Origin of the sequence: Pseudomonas extremorientalis (assembly GCF_024584605.1) — a bacterium.
GTDB lineage: Bacteria > Pseudomonadota > Gammaproteobacteria > Pseudomonadales > Pseudomonadaceae > Aquipseudomonas > Aquipseudomonas extremorientalis.
Genome location: NZ_CP089519.1, coordinates 6,336,673 through 6,349,622, shown reverse-complemented (window position 1 = coordinate 6,349,622; position 12,950 = coordinate 6,336,673). Strand labels below are relative to the sequence as shown.

Genomic DNA, 12,950 nt, shown 5'->3' with positions numbered 1-12,950 from the left:
AGGCAATCAGATGGCTATGACAGTCCATTGCGATATCGTCAGCGCGGAAGGGGAAATCTTCTCCGGTCTGGTAGAGATGGTGATTGCACACGGCGAACTCGGTGACCTTGGTATTGCCATGGGCCACGCGCCGTTGATCACCAGCTTGAAGCCAGGTCCGATCACGCTGACCAAGCAGGGCGGGGAAAAGGAGGTGTTTTACATCTCTGGTGGTTTCCTCGAGGTTCAGCCGAACATGGTCAAGGTACTTGCCGACACCGTGCAACGTGCTGGCGACCTGGATGAAGCCTCCGCTCAGGAAGCCGTCAAGGCTGCCGAGAAGGCCCTAAACGAAAAGGGTGCGGACTTCGACTACAGCGCTGCTGCTGTACGTCTGGCCGAGGCTGCAGCCCAGCTGCGCACGCTCCAGCAGTTGCGCAAGAAGTAAGCGGCCTAGCCGTCGTACATCATGCGCGATTGATTAAAAAGGGTAGCCTCGGCTACCCTTTTTCTTTTTCAGCAAAACACTTCTCTGGTCTGAAGCCGGACCGCCCAGGATTGGTAGCCACTCATGTCTCTTGAAATCGTTATTCTCGCCGCAGGCCAGGGCACCCGCATGCGTTCGGCCCTGCCCAAGGTGCTGCACCCGGTTGCCGGCAATTCCATGCTGGGCCATGTTATCCACAGCGCCCGGCAACTGGACCCCCAGCGCATTCACGTAGTGATCGGTCACGGTGCCGATGTGGTGCGTGAGCGTCTCGCCGCAGACGACTTGAATTTCGTTCTACAAGACAAGCAACTCGGTACCGGCCACGCCACCGCGCAGGCCGTGCCCTTCATCACGGCGGACACCGTGCTGATCCTGTATGGCGACGTGCCGCTGATCGAAGTCGAAACGCTGCAACGCCTGCTCAAGCATGTAGTCCCAGGCCAGATGGGCCTGTTGACCGTTGAACTGGAAGACCCCACCGGCTACGGACGCATTGTGCGCAACGCCGATGGCAAGGTTGCCGCTATCGTTGAACACAAGGATGCCAGCGAAGCCCAGCGCGCTATTACCGAAGGCAATACAGGGATCCTGGCAGTGCCTGCCAACAAGCTCGCCGACTGGATGAGCCGCCTGTCCAACAACAACGCCCAGGGCGAGTACTACCTCACTGACGTCATTGAAATGGCCGTGAGCGATGGCCTGCTGGTCGCCACCGAGCAGCCCCACGACCCGATGGAAGTGCAGGGCGCCAACGATCGCAAGCAACTGGCCGAGCTGGAGCGTCATTACCAACTGCGCGAAGGCCGCCGCCTGATGGCCCAGGGCGTGACCCTGCGCGACCCGGCACGCTTCGATGTACGCGGTGAGGTCACCGTCGGCCGCGACGTGCTGATCGATATCAACGTGATCCTCGAAGGCCGTGTGGTCATCGAAGATGACGTGGTGATCGGCCCGAACTGCGTGATCAAGGACAGCACCCTGCGCAAGGGCGTGGTGGTCAAGGCCAACACTCATATCGACGGTGCCGTGATGGGCGAGGGCAGTGACGCTGGCCCGTTTGCGCGGTTGCGTCCAGGTAGCGTGCTGGGCGCCAAGGCCCATGTGGGCAACTTTGTCGAATTGAAGAACGCCAAGTTGGACGCCGAAGCCAAAGTCGGCCACTTGACCTACTTGGGTGACGCCACCGTAGGCGCGCGAACCAACATCGGCGCGGGCACCATCACGTGTAACTATGACGGCGCCAATAAGCACCAGACCACCATTGGGGCGGACGTGTTTATCGGTTCCAATAATTCGTTGGTGGCCCCGGTTACCCTCGACGATGGCGCCAGCACAGCCGCCGGCTCAACCATCAACCAGGATGTGGATAAGTCTCAACTGGCGGTAGCCCGCGCCCGCCAACGCAACATCGACGGCTGGAAACGCCCGGTCAAAATCAAAAAGACCTGAGTTATCCACAGCTCTTCAGCGACAAGTATTCAATGTGGGAGGGGGCTTGCCCCCGATTGCAGACTCTCAGCCAACATCCTTGTAGCTGATAGACATCAATCGGGGGCAAGCCCCCTCCCACATTTGCTCTGTGTCGTATGAAAATTTGCTGCTTTCCGCTTGACGATGTTTCGCCAATAGGTTTTGATTGCCTTCGTTATCTTTCGAAACGAAACTTATCATCACCATGTCGAAACGAAATACACCCCAGCGGCGCCACAACATCCTGACCTTGCTCAATGAACAGGGCGAAGTCAGCGTGGACGAGTTGGCCAAGCATTTCGAAACGTCGGAAGTTACGATTCGTAAAGATCTGGCTGCCCTGGAAAGCAACGGCCTGCTGCTGCGTCGCTACGGCGGCGCGATCACCATGCCCCAGGAACTGGTGGGCGACGCCACCCAACCTATCTCGGTGTACAAGCGCGCCATCGCCCGTGCGGCTGTGATGCGCCTGCGCGAACACGCCCGCATCATCATCGACAGCGGCAGCACTACCGCCGCGATGATCCCTGAACTGGGCCACCAGCCCGGCCTGGTGGTGATGACCAACTCCCTGCACGTAGCCAGCGCCTTGAGCGAACTGGAACACGAGCCGGTGCTGCTGATGACCGGCGGCACCTGGGACCCGCATTCGGACTCGTTCCAAGGCCAGGTCGCCGAGCAAGTGCTGCGTTCCTACGACTTCGACCAGCTTTTCATTGGGGCTGATGGGATCGACCTGGAGCGCGGCACCACCACCTTCAACGAATTGCTGGGCTTGAGCCGCGTCATGGCCGAGGTCGCCCGTGAAGTGGTGGTGATGGTCGAGTCCGACAAGATTGGCCGCAAGATTCCCAACCTGGAACTGCCCTGGAGCAGCGTCCATACCCTTATCACCGATGATCGCCTGCCGCTCGAGGCCCGCGACCAGATCCAAGCCCGCGGCATTACGCTGATATGCGCGGCAATCATCTAGGAGAAACACCATGTGTGGCATCGTAGGCGCAGTCGCTGAACGCAACATCACTCCCATCCTGCTCGAAGGCCTCAAGCGCCTGGAATACCGTGGCTACGACAGCGCCGGTGTGGCCGTCTTCACCAACGCCGGCAAGCTGGAGCGCATGCGCCGCCCGGGTAAGGTCAGCGAGTTGGAACAGGCCCTGGCCGGCGAGCCGCTGGTGGGGCGTCTGGGTATCGCCCACACCCGTTGGGCCACCCACGGTGCGCCGTGCGAGCGCAACGCCCACCCACACTTCTCCGGCGATCTGGCGGTGGTGCATAACGGCATCATCGAAAACCACGAAGTGCTGCGCGAACAACTCAAAGGCCTGGGCTACGTGTTCACTTCAGACACTGACACCGAAGTCATCGCCCACCTGCTCAACCACAAACTCAAGGACCTGGGCGACCTGACTGTCGCCCTCAAGGCCACGGTCAAGGAACTGCACGGTGCCTACGGCCTGGCCGTGGTCAGCGCCAGCCAGCCCGACCGCGTGGTTGCCGCGCGCAGTGGCAGCCCGCTGGTGATCGGCCTGGGCCTGGGCGAGAACTTCCTCGCCTCCGACCAACTGGCGCTGCGCCAAGTCACCGACCGCTTCATGTACCTGGAAGAAGGCGATATTGCTGATATCCGCCGTGAAAGCGTGCAGATCTGGGACGTCAACGGTCAGTCCGTCGAGCGCGAAGCCGTGCAATACCGCGACGGTGCCGAAGCGGCCGACAAGGGCGAGTACCGCCACTTCATGCTCAAGGAAATCCACGAGCAACCCGCAGTGGTGCAACGCACCCTCGAAGGTCGCCTGAGCCAGCACCAGGTATTGGTCAATGCCTTCGGCCCACAAGCTGCCGAGCTGTTCGCCAAAGTGCGCAACGTGCAAATCGTCGCCTGCGGCACCAGCTACCACGCCGGCATGGTTGCCCGTTACTGGCTCGAAGAACTGGCCGGCATCCCGTGCCAAGTGGAAGTTGCCAGCGAGTTCCGCTACCGCAAAGTGGTGGTGCAGCCTGACACCCTGTTCGTGACCATCTCCCAGTCCGGTGAAACCGCCGACACCCTGGCCGCGCTGCGCAATGCCAAGGAGCTGGGCTTCCTCGCCAGCCTGGCCATCTGCAACGTCAGCATCAGCTCGCTGGTGCGTGAATCCGACCTGACCCTGCTGACCCAGGCCGGTCGTGAGATCGGCGTGGCGTCCACCAAAGCCTTCACCACCCAGCTGGTTGGCCTGCTGTTGCTGACCCTGTCCCTGGGCCAGGTTCGCGGCACCCTCGCCGAAGGCGTCGAATCCACGCTGGTCGAAGAACTGCGCCGCCTGCCAACCCGCCTGGGTGAAGCCCTGGCCATGGACAGCACCGTGGAAAAAGTCGCCGAGCTGTTCGCCGACAAGAACCACACTCTGTTCCTCGGCCGTGGCGCGCAATACCCGGTGGCGATGGAAGGCTCGCTCAAGCTCAAGGAAATCTCGTACATCCACGCCGAAGCCTACCCGGCCGGAGAACTCAAACACGGCCCATTGGCCCTGGTGGATGACGACATGCCGGTGGTTACCGTGGCGCCGAACAACGAACTGCTGGAGAAGCTCAAGTCCAACCTGCAGGAAGTCCGCGCCCGTGGCGGCCAACTGGTGGTGTTCGCCGACGAAAAAGCCGGCATGACCAACGGTGAAGGCACCCATGTCATCAACATGCCGCACATCCACGACACCCTGTCGCCGATTCTCTACACCATCCCGCTGCAATTGCTGTCGTACTACGTGGCCGTGCTTAAAGGCACCGATGTGGACCAGCCGCGTAACCTGGCGAAGTCGGTGACGGTGGAGTAACCCGCCACACCCTGGAGGCCCGACAGGGTCTCCAGCATCAACTCGGGGAGGTGAGGATTCAAACTACGTTAAGTGCGGCAGCCCGCCTAAGGTACAAACTCCACCTTCAACCCCCGGCTCGCACTGCGCCCCTGATCATCACTGACCCGCAACCGATACTCCCCCGACTTGCCCGGCCGCCAGTTCAGCGTGGTCTGCGGCGAACCCTGGCCGATCAAGGTTTGATCAGCAAACCAATACAGCGTCGCCGCATCGCTGGCCGCATTGGCATTCAGCGGGATGCTTTCCTGGGGTTGAGACAAGCGCAACTGGTAGCTCACCTGGGTCAGCGGCGAGCGGATCTGCGGCGCTTCACTCTGGTCACTCAGGCGGTTGGGCTGGCAGTTCTTCATCACACTGGGCGGCGTGCGCCGAGGCAGGCCGGCCGCGCGGTACAGGCGTTGCACGTCACTCGGCCAGAATTCGAAGACTTCTTCGCGGGTGTACTGCGGATCGAACGGCGGGCAGGCGGCCTTGCCGGTGCGGGTGTCGATCAGCACCGGGCGGTGCAGGTTGGACACGCGAATCGGCGAGACGCCGGGGATGTACCAGGTCTTGCGGGTTTGCGGGCACCAACGGTTGGGCAGTTCGCCGGACGCGGCGCAGACGTCGATGCGCACCAGCCCGGCGGGCGGTTTGTCAGGCTTGATGACGGTGTTGGGCAAGGCCAGGGGCAGGGCGTCGGCGATGCGGAAGAACAGCGGCGCAGCGGTCTTGGCACCGATAAACGCCGGGTTCGGGCGGCCATCGAAGTTACCCACCCACACCACCAGCACGTAAGGGCCGACCAGCCCCGCGCTCCAGGCATCGTGAAAGCCCCAGGACGTGCCGGTTTTCCAGGCAGTGCGCCAATGTCGACCGGGCAGGCCATCCGGGCGTGGGTTACGGCGCAGCATGTCGCGCACCATGAACGCGGCCTGGGGCGTGAGCAACGGCGCGCCGGTGGATTGCGGCTGTTCCTGCAAATAGCGCAACGGGCGCAGGTGCCCGTCACCGGCCAGCATCACATACAGCCGCGCCAGTTCTTCCGGGGTCATCTCGCCGCCACCGAGGGCCAGGGCCAGGCCGTAGTGGCTCTCGTCGCGCAGGCCTTTGATGCCGGCGCGTTGCAGCAATCCGTATAGAGACGGGGACTTCACTTGGCTGGCGAGCCACACCGCCGGGATGTTGCGACTGCGGATCAACGCATCTCGCGCTGTCAGCGGGCCGACAAAACTGCCGTCGAAGTTTTCCGGTTGGAAGTAGCCGAAGTTACTGGGCAAGTCTTTAAGGATGCTCATGGGGTGGATGACCCCCTGGTCCAGCGCCAGCCCATATAGAAAGGGTTTGAGCGTCGACCCCGGCGAGCGTCGCGACAGCACGCCATTCACCTGACCGTGCAGGTTTGTGGATAAGTAATCCGCCGAGCCTACCAGTGCCTTGACGCTCTGGTCGCGGCTGTCGATCAGGATCGCCGTGGCGTTTTCCACGCCTGTGCTGCGCCGCTCGGCGATAAACCCGGTAATCAGGCGTTCGAGTAATTGCTGCAACGGCAGGTTGAGGGTGCTGTTCAATTCATTGCCGGCTTGGGAAGCCAGCAGTTGTTCACTCAGGTGCGGGGCGAGGAACGGGATCTGCTGGCGGTTGCGCGCTTCCAAAGGCAAATCGAGCAGGCTGTCGTTGCGCGGGTCCTGTGGATAAGTCTGGCGCCAGTCCGCCATCAAGCGCAGTCGCGCATCTTGCAGTGAGGGCCCGAAGCGCGCCCGCCGCCCCGGCTGTTGCGGAATCACCGCCAGCGCCAGCGCTTCGGACAGCGACAGCTGCGCCGCCGACTTGCCGAAGTAGATACGGCTTGCGGCTTCAGCCCCTTCGATATTGCCGCCCATGGGCGCCAGGTTCAGGTAGGCCTCAAGGATATCGTGCTTGCTGTAGCATGCCTCCAGCCACAGCGCCAGCGCCATCTGCTGCAACTTGCCCGGCACCTGGCGGGTGTTCAGGTCCCACAGGCGCCGGGCCAGTTGCATGCTCAAGGTCGAGCCGCCCTGGCGCTGGCCACCGCTGTAGGTGGCCATGGCCGCCCGCAGCAACGCCGGGGGATTGATCCCCGGATGCCAGTAGAAATTGCGGTCTTCCTTGAGCAGCAAGGTTTCGACCAGTGACGGCGATATCCGCTCCAGAGGTAGCCACAGGCGGTATTGACCGTCATCCGCCAGCGTCATGCGCAATAGCGAACCGTCGTCGGCCAACACCACCCGCGATGAGGTGACCGCGTGTTCCAGCGGGGCATGGGGCCAGAGCCGCAGGCCCACCAGCACCGCCGCCGCTACGAGCAGCGGCGGCGCCAGGCGCTTAAGGCTTGGTAATTTCAAGCTGGCCTACTTTGCCGCGCCCTTGCAGGGTGGTCTCGTACATGCCTTCGGCGTAGGCCGGTGGCGTGTTGAAGGTGCCGGCGTTGGTGGCGCGTACACGGTAGACGAACGTGCCGACATCACGCAGCGCGGTACCGTACAACACCACGCGATCATCACGCACATCCACGTAGTCCGGCTGCCAGTTGCTCAGCTCGGTTTCGCCGATGGGGGCTTGCCAGCTCTGCTCTTCCTGGCTGTCTGCTTCCACGTACTCGGACTCTTCGCCCTCGTTTTCCTCCGTGCTGGCGGCTTCTGGCTCCGGCGGCAAGTTATACACAGGCTCGACGCCACCCGGCAGCAGGTCGACCACGGCCACTTGCTGTACCTGATCGCGGTCGGTAGCGCGCAGGCGCAGGCGCACCAGGAACTCATCACCCACCGCAACCTTGCTCACGGGCTCGCCTTTGAGGTCGAGGTATTCGTGGATGATGTCCAGGCCATTGTTGATCGGCTTGAGCTTGGCGCCCTTGTCGAAACCGGCTTCGCTGAGCATGTAGAACGCGGTCGGGCCGTCGGATTTTTCCATCACCAGCTTTTGCGTGTTGCCCGGCACGGCGGCGCGCGGCGGCTGGCCGGCCATCTCCAGCAATTGCTGTTGCTTGTCACCCAGCCAGGCGGTGGCCTTGAGGGTCATGTCGCTTTGCGCACGCTGGCCGTAGTTGTCCAGGGCACGCAGCAACAGGGCCGCCGACAGCGAGTTATAGCGCTGTTCGTTGAGACGTTTGCCGAGTTTATCCAGCAGCGCTGCAGGCACATCGTCCATCAGCTCCGGGAAGTGTCGTGCCAATAGATGCAGGTGTTCGGCGTCGTGCACCAGCGGGTCGTAATACAGGCCGTCGCTGTCCCACTTATCCACAAGGGCGCGCCATGGCACCTTGCGGAACAGGGTATCGGCCTGGCGATCCTGCTTGAGCAGCTTGTAGCTGGCTGCCAGGTAAGCGGCGCCCAGGTCGTTCTGCCAGGTGTCCTTGAAGTAGCTTTCGTAGCGCTCGCGGATATCGCTCAGTGCACCACTCACCAGAATCCCCTGACGGCTCAGCAGGTAACTGGCGTAGGCGCGGTTGCGCAATTCCGACAGGCCTTCGCTGGGACCATTGGCCAGATCTGTCAGGTACGCATTCGAGCGCACCAGCAGGTCTTCCGGCACTGGCAGCCCGCGCTCCTTGGCTTCGATCAGAAAGTCGGTGGCGTAGAGGCTGGCGTAGGGCGCCACATCCGGGTTGGCCGCCCACAAGCCAAAGCCACCGGCCTGGTTCTGACGCTGGCGCAGCATGCGTACTGCACTGCCGAACGCTTGCTCGGCTTCCGGGGCGTTGCCGCCCCAGATCAATGCCGGCATGGCCTTGGACACCAGTTGCTCGGTGCAGGCGTAGCCGTAGTCGTCCAGGTAATGCTTGAGGCCGTTGGCCCACACCAGCGGCGAGGTGGCCACGCCCAGTTGCACATCGCGCAGTTGGCTGAACAGTTCGCGGGTCGGTTTCAGCTCTTTGCTGGCGCTGTCGAAGCGACCCAGGCTCAGGGCGACGCGATGTTCGCTCAGCGGGCGGATCGAGGTGGTTTCGGCGACCTGGATGCGCTTGCCATCCGGCAACACCGCGACAAAGCGCAAATCCGCCGAACCAAGGGTGTCGCCGACCTTGATCTTGAACTCGGCCGTGCCTTCCTTGCGCGGTTGCAGGGACAGTGTGCTGCCCTTATCGCCTTGCACCACCAGACCGTCGCTGGTCTGCACTTCAAACTTCACGTTCGCCGCTGCGTCGAGGTTGCTGAACACCCCGGCGCTGACGTTGAACACATCCCCCGGCGCCACAAAGGCCGGCACGTTCGGTGTGATCACGATCGGCCCGCGTACGTCGGTGCTGGCTTCGCTCACACCCACGCTGTCGCTGTCCACGGCCACCGCAAACAGGTGCAGCTTGCCGTTGAAGCTGTCCGGCACCTGGTAATGCAGCACGGTTTCGCCGGCCGGCAAGTCCACCAGCCCGGACCACCAGGCCACCGGCGGCTGGTGTTTACGCTTGAACGGGTTGAGGTGATTGGCCAGGGCGCCCTCCGTATCGCCACCGGGCGCCGCCCCACTGAGCAGGCGGCTGAATTCCGGCAGGATCAGGTCAAGGATCTGGCTGGTGCCGACTTCCAGCGCACGCTTCTGGAAGAAGAAGCCCAGCGGATCCGGTGTCTGATAGCGCGCTACTTGCAGGATGCCTTCATCGACGGCGTATACCACGGCGCGCCCCGGGCGATCAGCGTTGACCTTGATATCCAGCGTCTGCCCCGGCTCGATCCTCGCCGGACCCTCCACCTTCAAGGCCATGCGCCGCGCATCCAGGTTGATGCTGAACGGCACCACGCCGTAGGACAGCGGGCTCATGTACACCTCGGCCGAGCCCATGTCGCGCACAAACTGCACGTTCACGTAGGCATTGCCCTCAAGCCCTGCGGGAACACGGATATGTTGCACGCTGTTGGTGCTGTCGGCCTTGAACCACTGCTGGGTGTAGACCTTGTCCCGTTCGATAGTGATCAAGCCGGCGCCGGTGTACGGGGCACGGATGCTGATGGCGATTTCATCACCGGTGGCATAGCTGCGTTTATCCAGGCGCAGTTGCAGCTCGGCATTGCGTTCCAGGGAGCGCGAGGTGTTGCCACGCCCGGCCACGCTGTAGTCGATCTGGTTGAGCAGGTTGCCGTTGGCGTCCTTCAACTGCAGGGTGAAATCGCCCGGTGTCGACGTGTTAAGCGTCTGCTTGGCGCCTTCTTTCGTCATCACCAACGGTGACGCGGGCTGGCTTATGTTCTTGATGCGTGACTCGTACTTGTAGGTGCCGTTGGACTGTTTCACCAGCACCGACACGTAACGGTGCTCGACCACTTCGCTGGTCAGGCCGTCCACCGCCAGTGGTGTCAGGTCCGGCGCGACGGCCAGCCATTGCACCTGGCGCGGTGCATCCTTGGCGACGTAAGACAGCGAATCCTGACTTTTCACACCCACCAGGTAGGGCGCGGACGACACCAGCAAGGCACTTTGCGCCGCCACGTTGCGACCGCCTTCGGCCTCGAACACCTGGGTCATCACCTGCAAACGATAGGTGCTGTTGGCGAAGCGTTGCAGGTTGAGGTCGAGCACGGCCTGGCCGTTGTCGTCGACGGTGGTTTCGGCCAGATCTTCGGTCGTGGCGTCTTCCAGGGAATCGTTAAGGCGGAAACGGTAGTCCGGGTAGCGATCAAACGCCGCGAGCGTCGGGCTCAGGGACATCTTCGCGGTGACACGACGGCCCGCAGCCGGAGCGCCGAACAGGTGCATGGCGGTGACCTTGGCCACCACTTGGTCCGGTGCAATCCAGCCCTGCACCGGCGTGTCATGCAGGCTCAGGCTGACTTTCATGCGGTCCGGCTCGAAGTCGCGGACCTTGAAGTTCACGCTGCCCAGGTCGGTGCGCGTCTGCTTCTGGCCGATCAACTGCAAGGTCGCGGTGTACTCCCCGGCGGGGGCGACTTCGCTGCTGGGGAAATCAAAGGTTTCAAAGCCGCTGGCGGACAGTTTCAACGGCTGGCGAATCACCTCCAGCCCACGCGGGTCGGTGATTTGCAGCTCCACCGGCAGGCCTTGCAGCATGCCCTTCCAGTTGCCACTGCGCACGATCATGCCCAGGTGCGCGGTTTCACCGGGCCGGTACAGGCCGCGGTCAGTAAACAGGTAGGCGCTGAGACGATCAATCGCACCGTCTTCTTCCAGGCCGCCTACGTCGAAACGCGACAAATCCAACTGCTGGGACTGGCGGGCGATCGGCAGGAACGACTGGTCATTGCCGCGCGTGACCACATACATCAATGGCGTTTTCTCACGACGCAGTTCATCCAGCTTGGCGAAGTGCGCGTGGCCTTCGGCGTCGGTGCGGCCACTGCTCACCGGCAAACCGTTACGCCCGATGATGTCGACTTGCGCGTCGGACACTGGTGAACCATTGCCGATGGATTGCACGTACACGTCATGGCTGCCATCACTGGAACGCTTGGCGATGATGCCCAGGTCTGTCACCACGATGAAACGCAGGTCGCTGGTGCTGCTGCGCTCGTACTCGAATGTGCGCGTGGCCGGGTCGTCCTGGGGGCTGAGCTTGAGCACGAAAATGCCGCGCCGACCGCCGTTGGCGGTGAGGTAGTGGCTGAGGTCGACATTGTCGTAGACGGTTTTCGCCGGGTCATTGGAGGACAGCGGGATATCCAACGCCTGACGCTCGACCATGCGATCAAAATACTCATTGCCGAAATTCGGCCGGGCAAAGCTGCCGCTGCTCTGGTCCACCAGGTGTTGCAATTGGTTGGGCAGCAGGCGGGCGATTTCCACATGGGCGCCGGGCACGCCACGGGCCATGAAGCCCAGGCGTTTTTCGCCGTTGAGGCTGAGCAAGGCGCCGTCGGACAGGAACTGCAAGGTACGCGGATACGCCGGCATGCTGATCAGCGACGCCGTAGGATTTTTTGCCAGGTAGCCGCCGATGGCTTCCAGGTTGGCGGGCACTCGCACATACAGGGCGCGACCGGCCGGAGCCTTGAATTTGAAGGCGTGCAGGGTGTTCAGCGGCTCGACGCTGGGCACGTGGGTCAGGTTGACCTTGGTGCTGCGGGCGAGCAGGGCGTCATCGATGTCGTTGCTGCTATAGGGGCGCGTGTCGTCCTGGGCTTTTTCCGGCAGGAGCCAGGCCTGTACCTTGCCAGCGATGGTCTCATCGGCCACGGCGCTGGAACTGCTGAACATCAGCACGGGCTCCGGCTCACCACGTTGGTTGTCGACAAAGCTGACTTCGGCCCCGGTGAAGGTCAGGCGATAGCGACCGGGCACGGTGACTTCCGCCACCAGCGGCGCAGTGCTGGCGTTGCCGCCGTCGCGGGCCTTGATGCCTTCGTCGAGCCGGGCGCTGACTGGCGTGCTTTCCAGTGGCGTGGCCAGGGCGGCGGAGCGTACGTAGGCGTTGAGTTTCTTCTCGTCGAAGGTAATTTCCGGGCGGTTGGGCAACTGGGCGTCGCGGTAGGCCAGGCCTTTGCCGAGGGTCACGCTCACCCGCTTGCGTAGGGTGTCTTCATCCACCGGGTGGGAAAAATGGAAGGTCGCCACCAGCTGTTTCAGCGTCGGGTTGGACGGGTCCTGATACAGCTCGTTTTGCGCCAGGGTGGCGCGGAACGGTTGGGTGGAAAACTGCGTGCTGTATTGGTCCAGCAACACGCCATCGGCCAGCAGGTTTTTCTTCGCCAGGTCGAGGGTGTAATGGGCGTCGATGGGCCAGTCTTTTTCCGGGACGAACAACAGGCTGCGGTCGTCCGCCCAGCGCCAGGTGCCTGCGACCGCAGGTTTCAGGGTGATACCCTCAGTGACCGGCTTGCCGATGGCCGCCAGCGGGGCCACGGATTCGCCGAAGCGCACCTGCAAGTTATCCACAACCGGCGTGGGCTGGGTGTAGTCGGTGAGGTTCGGTTTGTGCAGCGAATAGCTCGCGGTATGTGGTTGCGGCAGGTTGGAATACCAGTGCCAGCCATAGAAACCAGCGGCCGCCAGCAACGCCAGGCCTACTACGCCGGCACCGGTTTGACGTGGATAAGCGCGGGCTTGGCTGCCCAGGTTAGCCAGCCCACGGCCAACGGCACGCAGCCAGACCGGCGGATGCCACTGGCCAAAGACGGCCCCCACCACAGTCAATAACGCACCGAGAATACGGCGGCTGATCGCTTTGAACGAATCGAACATGGTGAGCATCCCTGGCTAAGTGC

At 62.6% G+C, this 12,950-nt stretch carries 6 protein-coding genes; 4 read left to right on the top strand and 2 right to left on the bottom strand.

The window, feature by feature from the left end:
* The first annotated feature begins 10 nt into the window (after window positions 1-10).
* The 4 genes from LUU92_RS28885 (at window position 11) to glmS (ending at window position 4,755) form a co-directional block, all read left to right on the top strand.
* Window positions 11-427, top strand: coding sequence for a F0F1 ATP synthase subunit epsilon (locus LUU92_RS28885; RefSeq protein ID WP_058424358.1), 417 nt, complete (start codon window positions 11-13; stop codon window positions 425-427).
* A 123-nt stretch (window positions 428-550) separates the two neighbouring features.
* Complete coding sequence (gene glmU / locus LUU92_RS28880; protein ID WP_222540689.1) at window positions 551-1,918, top strand: bifunctional UDP-N-acetylglucosamine diphosphorylase/glucosamine-1-phosphate N-acetyltransferase GlmU; 1,368 nt, start codon at window positions 551-553, stop codon at window positions 1,916-1,918.
* Window positions 1,919-2,144: 226 nt separating this feature from the next.
* A complete protein-coding gene (locus LUU92_RS28875) occupies window positions 2,145-2,912 on the top strand; it encodes a DeoR/GlpR family DNA-binding transcription regulator (protein WP_071490881.1) in 768 nt (255 codons plus the stop codon).
* Between the two features lie 10 nt (window positions 2,913-2,922).
* Window positions 2,923-4,755: a glutamine--fructose-6-phosphate transaminase (isomerizing) gene (glmS, locus tag LUU92_RS28870; RefSeq protein WP_257102975.1), complete on the top strand. Its 1,833-nt coding sequence runs from the start codon at window positions 2,923-2,925 to the stop codon at window positions 4,753-4,755.
* Window positions 4,756-4,841: 86 nt separating this feature from the next.
* Here glmS and pbpC read toward each other — a convergent pair whose 3' ends face one another.
* Together pbpC and LUU92_RS28860 are read right to left on the bottom strand one after the other, a co-directional pair.
* A complete protein-coding gene (gene pbpC / locus LUU92_RS28865) occupies window positions 4,842-7,142 on the bottom strand; it encodes a penicillin-binding protein 1C (protein ID WP_257102974.1) in 2,301 nt (766 codons plus the stop codon).
* Complete coding sequence (locus LUU92_RS28860; protein WP_257102973.1) at window positions 7,123-12,927, bottom strand: MG2 domain-containing protein; 5,805 nt, start codon at window positions 12,925-12,927, stop codon at window positions 7,123-7,125. The genes pbpC and LUU92_RS28860 overlap by 20 nt, the downstream gene beginning before the upstream one ends.
* Window positions 12,928-12,950 lie beyond the last annotated feature (23 nt).